General features: G+C 34.0%; 15 protein-coding genes. 9 read left to right on the plus strand and 6 right to left on the minus strand.

The annotated features are described in order from the left end of the window. Positions 1 to 40: 40 nt before the first annotated feature. Genes KKQ79_RS10580 through ypfJ form a run of 4 tightly spaced genes read left to right on the plus strand, consistent with a single transcriptional unit; the run spans position 41 to position 4267 of the window. On the plus strand, positions 41 to 751 hold the full coding sequence (locus KKQ79_RS10580) for a YfgM family protein (protein WP_069799990.1): 711 nt from the start codon (positions 41 to 43) through the stop codon (positions 749 to 751). A gap of 9 nt (positions 752 to 760) precedes the next feature. Then, positions 761 to 1249 (plus strand): 6,7-dimethyl-8-ribityllumazine synthase, encoded by a 489-nt coding sequence (ribH, locus tag KKQ79_RS10585; RefSeq protein ID WP_213190109.1) that lies wholly within the window; start codon positions 761 to 763, stop codon positions 1247 to 1249. Positions 1250 to 1285: 36 nt separating this feature from the next. Beyond that, positions 1286 to 3370 carry an LTA synthase family protein gene (locus tag KKQ79_RS10590; protein ID WP_213190110.1) on the plus strand — a complete coding sequence of 695 codons (2085 nt, stop codon included), beginning with the start codon at positions 1286 to 1288 and terminating at the stop codon, positions 3368 to 3370. A 45-nt stretch (positions 3371 to 3415) separates the two neighbouring features. After that, positions 3416 to 4267 carry a KPN_02809 family neutral zinc metallopeptidase gene (gene ypfJ, locus KKQ79_RS10595; RefSeq protein WP_213190111.1) on the plus strand — a complete coding sequence of 284 codons (852 nt, stop codon included), beginning with the start codon at positions 3416 to 3418 and terminating at the stop codon, positions 4265 to 4267. Between the two features lie 53 nt (positions 4268 to 4320). Here ypfJ and KKQ79_RS10600 read toward each other — a convergent pair whose 3' ends face one another. Beyond that, complete coding sequence (locus KKQ79_RS10600) at positions 4321 to 4827, minus strand: hypothetical protein (RefSeq protein WP_213190112.1); 507 nt, start codon at positions 4825 to 4827, stop codon at positions 4321 to 4323. 121 nt (positions 4828 to 4948) lie between these two features. Then, positions 4949 to 5485: an RNA methyltransferase gene (locus KKQ79_RS10605; protein ID WP_213190113.1), complete on the minus strand. Its 537-nt coding sequence runs from the start codon at positions 5483 to 5485 to the stop codon at positions 4949 to 4951. A gap of 83 nt (positions 5486 to 5568) precedes the next feature. Here KKQ79_RS10605 and mutS point away from each other — a divergent pair, with 83 nt between their 5' ends. Next, a complete protein-coding gene (gene mutS / locus KKQ79_RS10610; protein WP_213190114.1) occupies positions 5569 to 8148 on the plus strand; it encodes a DNA mismatch repair protein MutS in 2580 nt (859 codons plus the stop codon). A 16-nt stretch (positions 8149 to 8164) separates the two neighbouring features. On the opposite strand, the gene KKQ79_RS10615 is transcribed toward mutS, so the two are convergent. Next, positions 8165 to 8569 (minus strand): energy transducer TonB, encoded by a 405-nt coding sequence (locus KKQ79_RS10615; protein ID WP_213190115.1) that lies wholly within the window; start codon positions 8567 to 8569, stop codon positions 8165 to 8167. Positions 8570 to 8597: 28 nt separating this feature from the next. Here KKQ79_RS10615 and KKQ79_RS10620 point away from each other — a divergent pair, with 28 nt between their 5' ends. Both KKQ79_RS10620 and KKQ79_RS10625 read left to right on the plus strand, forming a co-directional pair. Then, positions 8598 to 8966: a ribosomal maturation YjgA family protein gene (locus KKQ79_RS10620; RefSeq protein WP_213190116.1), complete on the plus strand. Its 369-nt coding sequence runs from the start codon at positions 8598 to 8600 to the stop codon at positions 8964 to 8966. Continuing rightward, positions 8963 to 10318, plus strand: coding sequence for a DUF4403 family protein (locus tag KKQ79_RS10625; protein ID WP_213190117.1), 1356 nt, complete (start codon positions 8963 to 8965; stop codon positions 10316 to 10318). Before KKQ79_RS10620 ends, KKQ79_RS10625 begins: the two co-directional genes overlap by 4 nt. Before the next feature lie 105 nt (positions 10319 to 10423). Here KKQ79_RS10625 and KKQ79_RS10630 read toward each other — a convergent pair whose 3' ends face one another. Continuing rightward, positions 10424 to 11629 carry a BaiN/RdsA family NAD(P)/FAD-dependent oxidoreductase gene (locus tag KKQ79_RS10630; RefSeq protein ID WP_213190118.1) on the minus strand — a complete coding sequence of 402 codons (1206 nt, stop codon included), beginning with the start codon at positions 11627 to 11629 and terminating at the stop codon, positions 10424 to 10426. Between the two features lie 252 nt (positions 11630 to 11881). Between KKQ79_RS10630 and KKQ79_RS10635 the strand changes: the two genes are divergently transcribed. Both KKQ79_RS10635 and thiL read left to right on the plus strand, forming a co-directional pair. After that, positions 11882 to 12382 (plus strand): acyl-CoA thioesterase, encoded by a 501-nt coding sequence (locus KKQ79_RS10635; protein ID WP_104793124.1) that lies wholly within the window; start codon positions 11882 to 11884, stop codon positions 12380 to 12382. A gap of 51 nt (positions 12383 to 12433) precedes the next feature. Then, positions 12434 to 13486, plus strand: coding sequence for a thiamine-phosphate kinase (gene thiL, locus KKQ79_RS10640; RefSeq protein ID WP_213190119.1), 1053 nt, complete (start codon positions 12434 to 12436; stop codon positions 13484 to 13486). A gap of 90 nt (positions 13487 to 13576) precedes the next feature. Here thiL and KKQ79_RS10645 read toward each other — a convergent pair whose 3' ends face one another. Beyond that, positions 13577 to 14428, minus strand: a complete 852-nt coding sequence (locus tag KKQ79_RS10645; RefSeq protein WP_213190120.1) for a UDP-2,3-diacylglucosamine diphosphatase — start codon at positions 14426 to 14428, stop codon at positions 13577 to 13579. Positions 14429 to 14531: 103 nt separating this feature from the next. Then, positions 14532 to 15782 carry a peptidase T gene (gene pepT / locus KKQ79_RS10650; protein WP_213190121.1) on the minus strand — a complete coding sequence of 417 codons (1251 nt, stop codon included), beginning with the start codon at positions 15780 to 15782 and terminating at the stop codon, positions 14532 to 14534. Positions 15783 to 15974 lie beyond the last annotated feature (192 nt).

Raw genomic sequence — 15974 nt, forward strand, 5'->3', positions numbered from 1 at the left:
ACAATAGAAACTATTATTTTTGCATTTCAATTTCAAAATTATGACAGACAAGCATAAAAGCAAAAAAGAGCTAGAGAACGAAGGAAAAGAAACGGTAGAAATTTTTCAAGATTTAGACCAAACCGCGCTCAAAACAGAGATGTTCATTGAAAAATACGCTAAACAAATCGGGATTATTTTCGGTGCTGTAGTATTAGCGGTTTTAGGATACTTTGCTTACCAACAATTCATTGCAAATCCTAAAAACGAAGAAGCTACACTGAGCTATCTGGCTGCTCAAAAAAACCTTTCAGAAGGGAAAGATGATATCGCACTAGGTGGAAAATCTGCTGCAAATCCAGGATTCAAAGGTACTTATGAGCAGTTTCCTGGTACTGATGCTGGTAAACTTTCTGCTTACAATGCAGGTTTATTAAAATTCAAAGAAGGTAAATACCAAGAAGCTTACGATTTATTAGACAAGTTTTCTTCTGACAATAAAATCTTAATGGCTCTAAAATATGGAGCAATGGGAGATGCTCAAGCAAATCTTAACAAAAATGAAGATGCACTTTCTCTTTTAGACAAAGCCGCTTCTGCTTCTGATGATGCTTACACTTCTTATTACTTTACAAGAAAAGCTGGTTTACTAGCACTTGCAATGAAGAAAAACGCTGAAGCTAAAAAATACTTCGAAACCATCGAAGAAAAATATGCAGATTATGACGGCGGTACTTCTGATGCTTATATAGAAATGGTAAAAAACTTTTAAAAATATAAAATGGCAACTGTAAATCTTTCGGATTACAAACCATTACAAATCTCAAATGCTGATTCTTTTAGAATCGGCATTGTTGTTTCAGATTGGAATGATTTTGTAACATATAACCTTCGCGATGCAGCGATACAAATTCTAGAAAAAGAAGGCGTAAAAAAAGAAAATATAGAAATTTTCTCTGTTCCTGGCGCATTTGAGTTAAGCTACGCTTGCATGCAATTGTGTGCCGCAGAAAACCATGATGCAGTAATTGCCATCGGAAATGTAATCAGAGGAGAAACTCCACATTTTGATTACGTTTGCAGCGCTGTAGCTCAAGGAATTAAAGATTGTAATGTAATGACAGATGTTCCGGCTATTTTCTGTGTTTTGACAGATGATAAAAAGGAACAATCTTTAGCAAGAAGTGGTGGAAACCTAGGAAACAAAGGCGTAGAAGCTGCGGTTACTGCTCTTAGAATGATTGAATTCAGAAGAAATTTGAATAAATAATCAAATTCTACACCCAAATCTCAAAATTGTATTAAAATGTATCTTCAAAAAGTAAAACCTTTTCTCTATTTAGGGATTTTTTACCTTATCGTTTCCTTTTTATTAAGGTTAGTATTTGTATTCCACCCTATTACCACTGCAGATTTTTCTTTTGCAGAAATATTGAAGGTTACTTCAATAGGATTAGTGAATGACATTTTGGTATTTACAATTGCCAGTAGCTTTTTAGCGCTTTATTTTTTATTCCTGTCAAACGGTAAATATCAAAAACCTTACGGACAAATCATCCTAGGAGTTCTGGTTCTTGCTTTTATATACATTTTAGCAACTCCAAATAATATTTTCAAACAATATGGAGGTGGCGTAGTAAAAATTGTTTTAGCATTTTTGGGACTTAAAATTTTATTTTTTGCATTGATGCTGTTTTTACCAAAACAAAGGCTCAAAATCAGAAACAGTTTATACTTTACCACACTATTTTTGTACGTGTTATTGATTATTTTCAATGCCGTTTCAGAATATTTTTTCTACAATGAATTTGGGGTTCGTTATAATTTTATCGCGGTAGATTATCTTATTTACACCACCGAAGTTATAGGAAACATCATGGAAAGTTATCCTATCATTCCTCTGTTTACTTCTATTTTCGTAGTAACAGGATTGGCAACTTGGTGGATTTACAAAAAAACCAAAGACAGTCTTTTACAATTACCTAATTTGGTTCAAAAACTTACTTTATTAGGTGTTTTTGCTGTTTTATTGGGAATCAGTTTAAGTTTTGCAGAGAAAATTAACCTTAAAAAAGGAAACATTTTCCAACAGGAAATCGCTGCGAACGGAATGGTAAAATTCTACGAAGCGTTTAGCAATAACACATTAGATTTTTTCACCTTCTATCCTACTGTTGACCAAAAAACCGCAGAAAAAAACACTCTGCTTCCTTTAGGAACCACCACTTTAAACAGACCTATCACTTCTGAGAAACCAGAATTACAAAAAAATGTGGTTCTCATTTCTATAGAAAGTTTATCTGCAGCTTACATGAAAGCTTATGGTTATGAAGAAAGTGTAACTCCTTTCTTAGACCAATTGGCACAAAAAAGTTTATTTTTCACCAATTTATACGCAACAGGAAACAGAACGGTAAGAGGTTTAGAAGCATTAACGCTTTGTATTCCTCCAACTGCAGGAGAAAGCGTAATTAAAAGAGAAAAAGAAAACAAAAATAAATTTACCACAGGAAGCGTATTTAAGTCAAAAGGTTACAGCGTAAAATATTTATACGGTGGTTACAGCTATTTTGACAATATGAAAGATTTCTACGCTGGAAACGGTTACGAAATTGTAGACAGAGATAATTTCACACCAGAAGAAATCACTTTTGCAAATGTTTGGGGAGTTTGTGACGAAGATATGGCCAAAAAAGCCATCAGCGAAATGAACAAAGATTATAAAGCTGGTAAACCTTTCTTCCATCATTGGATGACGGTTTCTAACCACAGACCTTTTACTTATCCAGAAGGGAAAATAGACATTCCTGCAGATTCTAAATCTAGAAAAGGTGGCGTAAAATACACAGACTATTCTATCATGAAGTTTTTTGAAATGGCTCAAAAACAGCCTTGGTTCAAAAATACCGTTTTCGTGATTGTAGCAGACCATTGTTCATCTAGTGCTGGTAAAACAGAACTTCCGATGGATAAATATAGAATTCCTGCAATGATTTATGCTCCGGAATTTGTGGCGCCACAGAAATTCTCACAAGTTACTTCTCAGATAGATGTAATGCCTACCGTTTTGGGATTATTGAACTTCAAATATCAATCTAAATTTTTAGGTCAAGATGTTTTCTCTAAAAATTTCGTTCCTAGAGCGTATATTGCAACGTATCAGGATTTAGGATTTATAAAAGACAATTACCTTACCGTGATTTCTCCTACTAAAAATATTAAGCAATATCAATTAGTTCAAAAACCTAATACCAATACCACAACTGAGTTTAACATCTATTACACCGAAAATCTTTTACAAGACAATCCTAGAAAAGATTTGGTAGATCAAACCATTTCAAATTATCAAAGTACAAGCTTTTGGCTAAAAAATAAAATGCTCGACAAATAATTTTTTATTACATTTATCCATCATTAAATCTAAAATTTTAAAATTATGAAATGGACAAACGATAGAGCAGATAACGTAGATGATAGAAGAGGTTCTGGTGGTGGCGGAATGCTAGTTGGAGGTGGACTAGGAACCTTAATTATTGCTGCAATTATATTTTTCTTGGGAGGTGATCCTTCTGCTATTTTAAGTAACGGTGTTGGAAACGCTCCTCAAGCAGAACAAAGAGAACTCACTGCCGAAGAAGTTCAGGTAAAAGAATTTGTAAGAATGCTTTCTGCAGAAAATAACCAAACTTGGACTAAAATTTTCTCAGAAAACGGAATGCAATACAGAGAACCGAAAATTGTACTCTTCGAAAATATAACGCAATCTGGTTGCGGAACTGCACAAGCTGCGATGGGCCCATTTTATTGCCCTGCAGATGAAACGGTTTATATGGATATGAGTTTCTTTGGGGAAATGCAACAGAAATTTGGCGCTCGAGTTACAGAATTTACGGTGGCTTATGTTTTAGCTCACGAAATTGGGCATCACATCCAGACGATTTTAGGAACTACTCAACAAGTAGATAAAATGCGCAGAAGCGGACAATATTCCGTGGGTGAAATGAATAGAGCTTCGGTAGCTACAGAATTACAAGCAGATTTCTACGCAGGTTTATGGGCAAAACAAACCGACAACAGAGAAAAATTTCTTGATCCTCAAGATATTCAGAGCGCTATGGAAGCAGCAGCAGCAGTAGGCGATGATAATATTCAAAAAAGAACCGCAGGTTATGTAAACCAAGAAGCTTTTACTCATGGTAGCTCTAAACAACGTGTGGAATGGTTCATGAAAGGCTATAATTCTGGAGATATTACCCAAGGAAATACTTTTGACCAACTTTTAAAATAATAAAAAATAAAATCCCGAAAATTTTCGGGATTTCTTATGCAGATAAGTTGAACTTATTTTTTCTTCTTTTTGTTGGTGTAATCAAAATACAATAACGATTTCACTATTTCAGGATAATCAGCATCTTTTTCAGTATAAAACTGTTCTAGAAGTGCCAGATTATTATCCAAATTATCAGAATCCAAAATTTCTAATTTATTTCTCACTTGAGAGCTATCATAAGTAGTTCCTGAAATGATATTTCCCTCTTGAGAAATTCTAAAAATAAAAGTGTCAGGATTATAACTGCTTTTCCCTTTCAAAAAAACTGGCGTTCCTGTTCCTTCAATTTTCAGAATTACATCATCTAAATGTTGCACGTCATAATCAGCTTCATATTGCACCATAATATCGTCATATTTTACTCTCACCGTGGTTTTGTAATCATTTTTAACGATAATAGAAGCGGTGTACGTTTTATTGGAAGTCCATTTCACAAAACCATAACTATTGATGCCACAACTTTGAGAAAAGACGAACACTGAAAATATCAGAAAGAAAAGAGCGTAAAGTTTTTTCATAACAGAGTGATTTAATATTATAAAAATAGAGATTATTTTATTAAATCAACACTTTTTATAAAAAATAATTTTGAATTTTTAAATAATTTAAAGACTTACCTTAAAAATTCATCAATCCATTTTATTTCAATCCTTTGAAAAATTCCCACATCACGATTCCACCGCAAACCGAAACATTAAGAGAATGTTTGGTTCCCAACTGTGGAATTTCTAGACATTCATCTAAATCGGATAAAATTTCATCAGAAATTCCTTCTACTTCATTACCTAAAACCAAAGCATATTTTTTAGTTCTATCAATGTTAAAATCTGTAATCATAACAGAGTTAGTGGTCTGTTCTATTCCTAAAACTTCGTAACCCAGAGTTTTTAAATCTATTACAGCTTCTTTTACATTCTCATAAAATTGCCAATCTACACTTTCAGTTGCGCCTAATGCTGCTTTGTGAATTTCTCTGTGAGGCGGTTTCGGAGTAATGCCACAAAGAATAATTTTCTCCACCAAAAAAGCATCTGCAGTTCGGAAAGCTGCACCTACATTATGCATACTTCTTACATTATCTAAAATCACCACCAACGCAATTTTCTCCGTCTTTTTGAAGGTTTCTACATCTATTCTTCCTAATTCTTCTAATTTCAGTTTTTTGGTAGGTTGCATTTTCGTATTTTTGGGCAAAATTAAGGTTTTAATTTACAACCTCAAATTTCGAATCTTAAACCTCAAAATTCATACCCTCAAGAATGGCTAAAAAAGAAACTCCGTTAATGACTCAGTACAATACCATCAAGGCGAAATATCCAGATGCGCTGTTGCTTTTCAGAGTGGGAGATTTCTACGAAACTTTCGGGCAAGATGCCATTAAAACTTCTCAAATTTTAGGGATTGTTCTTACCAAAAGAGCCAATGGAGAAGGTCATATTGAGTTAGCGGGTTTTCCGCATCATTCTGTAGATTCTTACTTGCCAAAATTGGTAAGAGCTGGAATGCGTGTTGCGATTTGCGACCAATTGGAAGACCCAAAAATGGTGAAAGGAATCGTGAAACGTGGTGTTACTGAATTGGTAACTCCCGGTGTTACCTTTAACGAGCAGGTTTTGAATTCCAAGAAAAATAATTTCTTGCTTTCTCTTCACAAGGAAAAAGAGAAATACGGGATTGCTTTGGTAGATGTTTCTACGGGAGAATTTCTTGTGGCAGAAGGAAATTTAGAGAAATTACTTCACATTGTTCACACCTTTGATCCTGCGGAAATTATTTACCAAAGAACCGCCGAAATTCCTTCTCAACTTAAAAATAAAAACTGTTTTAAGCTAGAAGATTGGGCTTATCAATATAATTTTGCTTACGAAAAACTGAATTCCCATTTCAAAACAAAATCTCTAAAAGGTTTCGGGATTGAAGAACAAAAATTGGGGATTACAGCAGCTGGAGCAATTTTCGCTTATTTAGTTGAAGATACACATCACGCTCTTTTACAGCATATTACTAAAATTCAGAGCATTCCGCAAGATGATTATTTGATGATGGATAATTTCACTTTAAGGAATTTAGAAATTGTACATTCTAGTAATTTTCAAGGGAAATCTTTGCTCGATATTATCGATAAAACTTCCACAGCAATGGGAGGAAGATTGCTTCGCCGAAGATTAATTTTACCTTTAAAATCAGTAAACGAAATCAACCGAAGACTTTCTCTGATTGAGTTTTTCAACAAAGAAGATTCTTTGAAATTTGAAATTCTGGATTTATTAAAAGGAATTTCAGATTTAGACCGATTGGTTGGAAAATTGGCTGCCGAAAAAATTTCACCGAAAGAACTCGGTTATCTTCGTCAGAGTTTAATCAATATTCAGAAAATTAGAGAATTATTGAGTTCTCATCACGATGTTTTAGCTTGGCTAGAACCTCTGAACAATTTGGAAGAACTCATTTCTTATCTTCAAAATCATTTGAATGAAGAACTTCCGGTAAACCTCAACAAAGGAAATGTTATCAAATCCGAAGTTTCGGAAGAACTCGATAGATTGAGAAATCTTCAAAGCAAAGGCAAAGGTTTCTTAGACGAAATGTGCCAAAGAGAAATTGAAAGAACGGGAATTTCTTCCTTGAAAATTGATTTTAATAATGTTTTTGGTTACTACATCGAGGTTAGAAATACGCATAAAGACAAAGTTCCAGAAGATTGGATTCGTAAACAAACGTTGGTAAATGCAGAGCGCTACATCACCGAAGAATTAAAGGAATACGAAACGCAAATTCTCGGTGCAGAAGAAAAAATTTCGCAGATTGAGCACCAATTGTATCGTCAGGTTTGTGAAAATGTGATGATGTATATTGACCAAATTCAGGAAAATTCTAGATTAATTGCTGAATTAGATTGTGCGGTTTCGCTTTCTGAATTAGCGATTTCCGAAAATTATACAAAACCTATTCTCAACGAAACTTTTGCGATTGACATCAAAGAAGGAAGGCATCCAATTATAGAAAAATCGCTTCCTTTAGGCGAAAAATACATTCCGAATGATGTTTTTCTAGATAAAGACGCTCAACAAATTATTATGGTTACCGGACCAAATATGGCGGGTAAATCTGCAATTTTGAGACAAACGGCAATTATTTGTTTATTGGCACAAATCGGAAGTTTTGTTCCTGCAAAATACGCCGAAATCGGGATTTTAGATAAAATTTTCACCAGAGTTGGCGCAACTGATAATATTTCTGCGGGAGAATCTACTTTTATGGTAGAAATGAATGAAGCAGCGAATATTTTGAACAATATTTCTGAAAGAAGTTTGATTTTGCTCGATGAAATCGGACGTGGAACTTCTACGTATGATGGCGTTTCCATTGCTTGGGCGATTGCAGAATATCTTCACCAGCATTCTACTCAACCGAAAACACTTTTCGCCACACATTACCACGAACTCAACGAAATGAGTGTAAATTTTGAGAGAATCAAAAATTTCCACGTGACCATTCAGGAGAATAAAGGCAATATTATTTTTCTCCGAAAATTGGTTTCTGGTGGAAGTGAACACAGTTTCGGGATTCACGTAGCAAAATTGGCAGGAATGCCTTCAACGGTAGTAAATAGAGCTTCAGAAATTTTAAAAACTTTGGAAGATTCTCGCTCTAACAGTGGTTCTACCGAAAAAATAAAACGGGTAACCGAAGAAAACCTTCAGTTGTCTTTCTTCCAACTCGATGATCCTGTTTTGGAAAACATCAGAGAAGAACTCACGAAAATTGACATCAATACTTTAACGCCGATTGAAGCATTAATGAAGTTGAATGCGATTAAAAAGATGATTGGAAAATAAAGTTTTAATGTATTGATTAGTCAAACGTCAAATAAAGAGGAACTTTAAATCTTTGCCTTGCTGGAAGATTATTAATTAAAGCTGGTGACCATTTAACATCAACTTTTTTTATTGCGTTTAAAGCTTCTTTATTGAATTGTTTATTCTCACCAGAAACGGAAAAATCACCTAAAGAACCATCTTTTTGAACTACGAAAACAATTACTGTAAAAATTCTACCTTTCTTTTTATATTTTACTTTTGAGGTATCAAAGTTTTCCATTATTAATTTTTTAAAAACTTCAAAACCTTCTGGAAATTCAGCATCTCTGTCTATGTTATAATAAATTTCTACTTTTTTTCCATCAATAATAGTATCTTTTACTTGCCCAAAAACAAAACTATTTAAAATAAGAGTGAAAATTATAATAAACTTATTCATATAAAGTTTTTATTAAAGATACAATAATATGATTTTTAATTACAACTATTTCTTAACAACTATATTTCTATTTCTAGCAGAGGCTTCCATCGCTACTATTTTCAAAGATATTATTTGGTTAAGGGCTTATTTTGGCGATGTTTTAGTGGTAATTCTTATTTATACTTTTATGCTAACTTTCCTTGATATTAAAAACAAAATGCTTCTCAACATTGGGGTTTTCTTATTTGCTTGTGTCATAGAATTTGCTCAATATTTTCATTTTGCAGAATTATTAGGCTTTCAAGACAATAAAATTACCATGATTATTCTCGGAAATTCTTTTTCTTGGATTGATATTTTGTGCTATGCAATGGGTTCTTTTTGTATTTTTACTTTCCATAAGATTTTAAAATGAGACTATCACTTCTATTCATATTTTTATCCATTTTTGGATTTTCACAAACTGGAACTTATCAATTTCCTAAGATTCCTTCTAGCATTTCCGTGCCGATTTCTTTGCCGATTTCAGAAATCCAAAGATTAACGAATCAATCCATTACAGGAACACTTTACGAAGACCAATCTTATGAAAATAATAACAATGACCAACTGAAAACCAAAGTAGAAAAAGATGGCGAAATCATGATGAAAGCATTAACCAACAACCGATTACTATTCTCTGTTCCGCTTAAAATTTGGGCAGAAAAAGGCATTGGAACTTTGGGTTTATATTCTTACCAAGAAACCCAATTTAGAGTGGTGATGAATTTTATTTCATCCGTAGAATTTCTACAAAATTGGCAAGTGAAAACCACTACTTCTACCGCTGGATTTGTGTGGAAAGAAAAACCAGTCTTAGACTTTGGTAAAATAAAATTTCCTTTAGCCAATGTCATTGAAAAAATTCTGGTGAAACAACAAAAGGATTTTACCACTGTGATTGATGCGCAAATCCAACAAAAAATGAATCTTCAACCGTATATTCTCAAAGTTTGGAATAATTTTTCTGAACCAATGAAGATTTCTGATGAATACAACACTTGGCTAAAAATTACGCCGCAAACCGTGAAAATGTCGCCTTTAGAAATTTACCTTGACAAGATGAAAACCACGGTTTCCATTGATTTGTTCTCGGAAACTTTTGTGGGAACCAAACCTTCGAAAAATCCTTTGGTGAATGCGGTTCCTTATTTTACCCCAGCGCAAAATTTAGGCAAAGAATTTTTACTCAAAACCACCACGAATATTCCTTTTTCTGAAGCTACAGCGATTGCCCAAAAACAATTTCAAGGCAAAGAATTTTCTTTTAACGAAGGGAAATCAAAAATTAAAGTAGAAGACATAAAAGTCTATGCAGAAAACGAAAATGTAGTCATCGAAATTCAAACTTCTGGAAAAGTAAATGGCATTTCTTATATCAAAGGAAAACTCATTTATGACGCCCAAAAACATAAAATAGGATTCACCAAATCTGATTTTAAACTGAAAACCAAAAATATTTTTCACAAAGCGATTACTTCACTTTTTGAAGGAAAAATCGTGAAAATGATTGAACAGGACTACGGAATTCCGTTTTTAGACCTCGAAAACGCATCAAAAAAATCTATTGAAGAAAGTTTCAATAAAGAATACCAAAAAGGATTTAAACTTTCGGGAAAAGTAATGGATTTTAAACCTACGGAATTCTTAATTTCTGATGAACATATTACAACGGTAGTTGATACTTATGCAAAAGTAGAACTGAAAATCGAAGGAATGAGTTTTTAGAATTTTTGGCAGTTGTCATTCTGAATGGAGCGTAGCGAAATGAAGAACCTCATCAAATACATTCTTCACTCCATTTCATTTCATTCAGAATGACAAAAATGCTTTTTATTTAGCATTCAAATCCTGCGCAATTAACCACGATTCGCTCCAGCACGCTTGAAAATTAAACCCACCAGTTACCGCGTCAATGTTGAGAACTTCTCCTGCAATGTAAAAATTTTCTAAAATTTTAGATTCCATCATTTTGAAGTTAATTTCTTTTAAATCCACTCCACCTGCAGTTACAAATTCGTCTTTAAAGGTAGATTTTCCTTTGACTTGCATTGTGTTTTCGCAAAGATTTTCTAGAATTTTTTGGAGTTCTTGCTTTGTGATGTGAGAAATATTTTTCTCCAAATCTACTTTAGACAACCACAGAATTCTGTGCCAAAAACGATTCGTAATTTCAAAAATTTTCGCATTCCCAATAGTTTTCTTGGGATTTTCTTCTCTGTAATTTTTAAAAACTTCTTCCGCTTGTTCTTTGTCTACGCCTATGAAATTGACTTTAATCTCGAAATTATATTTTAAATCGGCGAGTTCTCTCGCTTTCCAAGCTGAAAGTTTAAGAATTGCAGGCCCAGAAAGTCCCCAATGTGTAATGAGAAGCGGCCCGAATTCTTCCATTTTTAATTTTGGAATAGAAACTTCTGCATGAGGAAAACTCGTTCCCATTAAATCATTCAGCACATCATTTTTGATATTAAAAGTAAACAATGACGGAACTGGCGAAACAATTTTATGCCCTAAATTTTCAATCATTTTCAAAGATTTCGGCGAACTTCCTGTGGTATAAACCAAATAATCGGTGAGGATTTCTCCTTCTTTGGTGATGATTTTATAGCCTTCTTCTAATTTCTGAATTTCTAAAACGACTGATTGTGTTTTGATTTCAAAGTTTTTAGTTTGAACTTCTTTCAGGAAACAATCAATAATGGTTTGAGAGGAATTACTTTCCGGGAAAATTCTGTTGTCATCTTCTATTTTCAACGAAACATTTCGTTGAGCGAACCAATCCATTGTATCACCTGGTTGAAATTTACTAAAAACGCTTAATAATTCTTTATTTCCTCTAGGGTAAAATTTCACCAATTCACGAGGATCAAAGCAAGCGTGAGTCACATTGCATCTTCCACCTCCAGAAATTTTTACTTTTTGCAAAACATCTTGGTTTTGTTCGAGAATGGTAACTTGAAATTTATTTTCGTCGAGGTTTGCAGCACAGAAAAATCCTGCAGCGCCACCTCCAATAATGGTAATTTTCTTTTTCATTTTTTTATATGTTCTTTTGTCTTGAAACAAAAGAACCAAAAGTTCAAGACTTGAATTCTCGGCTAAAATTTGCTACAAAATTCTAAAATCCCTGAAACTCGCTTTGCTCAAACAGCAGGAATTTTTCAACGAATTTTATTTCAAATTTTTTAACGCCTCCGAATTCATAGGTCGTTATAATAATTTTCTGCAAAAATACGATTTTTTAAAACCATGATTATTGCGTATTTTTGAAGCCTAAAAAACTTAAAAATGATTTACTACCATAAACACGAAGTTCGCTGGAGCGATATAGATGCCAACAGACATTTAGCAAACTCTTCTTATGTGCAATATTGCGCGCAAACGAGAATGGCTTTTATGACAAAACATAAAATGGGCGTTGCTCAACTCAACAGATGGGGAATTGGTCCTGTAATTTTGCACGAAAGATATTCTTTTTTCAAAGAAGTTTATGCTGACCAAGAAGTGATTGTTTCGCTAGAGATTTCTGGAAGTTCTGAAGATGCAAGTATTTATCAGTTCACACACAAGTTCTATTTACCAGACGGAACTCACTGTGCAACTGCCGAAGCAACTGGAGTTTGGATTGATATGATGCTCAGAAAAACCACTACTCCACCAGATGATATTTTGGTGGTGATGAATCAGTTTAAGACCGAAAATACTAAACTGCTTTCAAGAGAAGACATTAAAGCATTGCCTTTCCGTCCGGAAAATATAGATGCGAGTTTAATGGATTTAAATCGTTAAATTTTAAAAATTTAGAGTCAAAATTTTTGACTCATTTTATGCTTTACAATTATGTTAGAAGATAAAAAACCACAATTAACGCCAATTTCAGAATTTGGAGAATTTGGATTGATTAAACACCTTACCAAAAATTTTCCGATTAAAAATCCTTCCACCGAACGTTCTATTGGTGATGATGCTGCAATCATCAATCCTGAAGGGAAAAAAGTAGTGATTACGTCTGATGTTTTAGCAGAAGGAGTGCATTTTAATTTGGGCTATGTTCCATTGAAACATTTAGGATATAAAGCAGTAGTGGTGAACTTGAGCGACATTGCTGCAATGAACGCTGTTCCTACTCAGATTTTAGTTTCTATGGCGGTTTCTAACAGATTTCCTGTGGAAGCTCTTGATGAAATTTACAATGGAATTTACAGAGCTTGTGAAAAATACAATGTAGATTTAGTTGGTGGAGATACTACCAGTTCTACGTCTGGTTTGGTAATTACGATTACTGCCATTGGATTAGAAAATTCCGAAAATTTAGTGACCAGAAATGGTGCTAAAACCAATGATTTATTAGTAGTTACCGGAGATTTAGGTGGCGCTTACATGGGTTTACAAATTTTGGAAAGAGAACATGCTGTTTATCTCACCAATCCAAATATGCAACCCGAAATGGAAGGTTATGATTACATTTTAGAACGTCAATTAAAACCTGAAGCAAGAACAGACATCAAGAAAACTTTAGAAGAACTCGACATAAAACCGACTTCTATGATTGATGTTTCTGATGGTTTGGCTTCGGAAATTCTGCATCTTTCAGACCAAAGTAAAGTAGGTTTCAGATTGTATGAAGAAAAAATTCCTTTAGACACACTTACGATTACTACGGCAGATGAATTTAACCTGAATCCTGCAATGTGTGCATTAAGCGGTGGTGAAGACTATGAATTATTATTCACCATTTCTCCAAATGATTACGAAAAACTAAGAAACCATCCAGATTTTACGGTAATTGGTCATGCTGTAGATTTGGAACAAGGTAATTTTATGGTTTTACGAGGAAGCAACGAACTGGCTCAAATTACCGCACAAGGTTGGGATGCTTTTTTGAAAAAATAAATTTCTAAGGAAAATCTCTCGCAGATTTTACGGATTAAGCAGATTATCAAATAATCATCTGCTAGATTTGCTAAATCTGCGAGAATTAATTTAAACTTTTTGAGTTGCAAATTCTGCAAAAACCTTAGGATGAATGAGCTCTTCCATATTGACTGAAATATCATTTTTCTCAATAATAGGTTTTTCAAAATCTTTTTCGTTAAAGAATTTTAAACTCCATTCTCCATGATTGTATTCTAACCAAGAGAGATTTTCAATCCAGTCGCCTGAATTCAGGTAATGAACACTTCCTTTTTCCGTTGTCCAAATTTTATCTGCCGGTTGATGAATATGCCCACAAATCACATAATCATAATGATTGTTGATGGCAATTTCAGTGGCTTTTTTCTCAAAATCACCAATGAATTTCACCGCTTTTTTCACCGAATTTTTTACTTTTTTAGAAAGCGAAACTTTTCCTTTCCCGAATTTTTCTAAAATCCAATTAATGGCTCTATTCACCAAAATCAACCAATCATAACCCATTCCGCCCAATTTAGCAATGAATTTTGCAGAACCTGAAGTAGTATGGTCAAAAACGTCTCCGTGAAAAATCCAATGTTTTTTTCCTTCAATTTCTAATAAATATTTATCGGTAAGAAAAAGATTTCCCATCGATAAATCGGTGTATTTCCTTAAAAATTCATCGTGATTTCCGGTGATGTAAATCACTTGAGTTCCTTTTTTCATCATTTTGAAAAACTCACTCAAAACTGCCATGTGAGAATTTGGGAAATACCTTTTAGAAAAAGCCCAACCGTCGATAACATCACCATTGAGAATTAACACTTTCGGAGAAACACTTTTGAGATATGCTACCAATTCTTTAGCATGACAACCATACGTTCCCAAATGAATATCTGATAAAACAACTACTTCTACTTCGCGTTTTTGTTTTGCCATAAATAGTTTTTGTAAAATTAATCTGGCAGTGTTAATTGGTGATTAACAGAGTTTTAAATTTTAATCCTTCAAGGATTTAGAATCCTTGAAGGATTGTATTTATTTATTTCTTCGCTTTCGCGATATTCACAATTACTTTCACAGCTTTTTCCATAGATTCTAGCGCCACATATTCATACGGCCCATGGAAGTTTTCTCCACCTGCAAAAATATTTGGACAAGGCAATCCCATGTAAGACAATTGTGCACCATCAGTTCCACCTCTAATTGCTTTAATTTTCGGTTCTATGTTGGCGTCTTTCATCGCTTGTTCTGCAATTTCTACAATGTGCATTTTGCCTTCAAATTGCTGTTTCATATTTCTGTACTGCTCTTTAATTTCTATTTCGGCAGTATTTTCACCATGTTTTGCATTAAATTCTGCTACTTTTTCGGTGATGAATTTTTTACGATTTTCAAATTTTTCAGCATCGTGGTCTCTAATAATGTATTGCAATTTAGCTTCAGAAACATCACCTTTAATTTCCATTAAATGATAAAAACCTTCAAAACCTTTGGTGGTAGCTGGTGTTTCATTAGCAGGTAACATTTGTGCAAATTCCACTGCAAGAAGTCCTGCATTTTTCATTTGACCAAAAGCATAACCTGGATGTACAGAAAGTCCGTTGATTTTCACCACTGCTCCTGCTGCATTAAAATTCTCGAATTCTAGTTCTCCTACTTCACTTCCATCCATTGTATAAGCGTATTCTGCACCAAATCTCGCCACATTAAACTTATGAGCTCCTCTTCCAATTTCTTCGTCTGGTGTAAAACCTATCGCAATTCTTCCGTGTTTAATATCTGGATGCGCCAAAAGATATTCTGCAGCGGTTACAATTTCTGCAACTCCTGCTTTATCATCAGCTCCAAGAAGCGAAGTTCCGTCTGTAGTAATCAAAGTTTTTCCTACATATTTTTTCAGACTTGGGAATTTTTCCGAAGAAAGTGTAAAGCCCGTTTCTTTGTTGAGCACCAAATCTCCACCGTTGTAATCTTCCCAAATTTGTGGATTTACATCTTTCCCGTTAAAATCTGGCGAAGTATCATAGTGTGCGATAAAACCTACCGTTGGTTCATTTTCAGAAATATTAGAAGGAACATACGCCATGATGTAACCATTTTCGTCCATAGAAACATCAGAAAGTCCTAAATCTTGCAATTCTTGGAAGATGTATTTCGCGATGTCCCATTGCTGTGGAGAAGAAGGCGTGGTTTCGCTTTCTGCATCACTGGTTGAATATATTTTTACATAAGTCAGAAAACGGTTCAGAAGACGCATTTTCCATTCGTGATTGAATTCTATTGTCTGCATTTCTTAATTTTTATTTCTCACAAATTTACAGATTTTTGACGGGATGATGGATGTTAGATGATGGATGTTTGTTAAAAAATATTTGGCGCCAAATTCCAGCTTTCGCTACTCGCTTTTTTTCTAAAAATTCATCCTCTTAGCCATCTTTTCAAAATTTTTAGAAAAAAGAGCTCAAACATGCCGCTCAATCTG

Source organism: Cloacibacterium caeni, assembly GCF_907163125.1.
GTDB lineage: Bacteria > Bacteroidota > Bacteroidia > Flavobacteriales > Weeksellaceae > Cloacibacterium > Cloacibacterium caeni_B.

Excerpts from the sequence above, each read along its gene's own strand:
- KKQ79_RS10580 (WP_069799990.1), top strand. The coding sequence starts at position 41 with ATGACAGACAAGCATAAAAGCAAAAAAGAGCTAGAGAACGAAGGAAAA.
- ribH (WP_213190109.1), top strand. The coding sequence starts at position 761 with ATGGCAACTGTAAATCTTTCGGATTACAAACCATTACAAATCTCAAAT.
- KKQ79_RS10590 (WP_213190110.1), top strand. The coding sequence starts at position 1,286 with ATGTATCTTCAAAAAGTAAAACCTTTTCTCTATTTAGGGATTTTTTAC.
- ypfJ (WP_213190111.1), top strand. The coding sequence starts at position 3,416 with ATGAAATGGACAAACGATAGAGCAGATAACGTAGATGATAGAAGAGGT.
- KKQ79_RS10600 (WP_213190112.1), bottom strand. The coding sequence starts at position 4,827 with ATGAAAAAACTTTACGCTCTTTTCTTTCTGATATTTTCAGTGTTCGTC.
- KKQ79_RS10605 (WP_213190113.1), bottom strand. The coding sequence starts at position 5,485 with ATGCAACCTACCAAAAAACTGAAATTAGAAGAATTAGGAAGAATAGAT.
- mutS (WP_213190114.1), top strand. The coding sequence starts at position 5,569 with ATGGCTAAAAAAGAAACTCCGTTAATGACTCAGTACAATACCATCAAG.
- KKQ79_RS10615 (WP_213190115.1), bottom strand. The coding sequence starts at position 8,569 with ATGAATAAGTTTATTATAATTTTCACTCTTATTTTAAATAGTTTTGTT.
- KKQ79_RS10620 (WP_213190116.1), top strand. The coding sequence starts at position 8,598 with ATGATTTTTAATTACAACTATTTCTTAACAACTATATTTCTATTTCTA.
- KKQ79_RS10625 (WP_213190117.1), top strand. The coding sequence starts at position 8,963 with ATGAGACTATCACTTCTATTCATATTTTTATCCATTTTTGGATTTTCA.
- KKQ79_RS10630 (WP_213190118.1), bottom strand. The coding sequence starts at position 11,629 with ATGAAAAAGAAAATTACCATTATTGGAGGTGGCGCTGCAGGATTTTTC.
- KKQ79_RS10635 (WP_104793124.1), top strand. The coding sequence starts at position 11,882 with ATGATTTACTACCATAAACACGAAGTTCGCTGGAGCGATATAGATGCC.
- thiL (WP_213190119.1), top strand. The coding sequence starts at position 12,434 with ATGTTAGAAGATAAAAAACCACAATTAACGCCAATTTCAGAATTTGGA.
- KKQ79_RS10645 (WP_213190120.1), bottom strand. The coding sequence starts at position 14,428 with ATGGCAAAACAAAAACGCGAAGTAGAAGTAGTTGTTTTATCAGATATT.
- pepT (WP_213190121.1), bottom strand. The coding sequence starts at position 15,782 with ATGCAGACAATAGAATTCAATCACGAATGGAAAATGCGTCTTCTGAAC.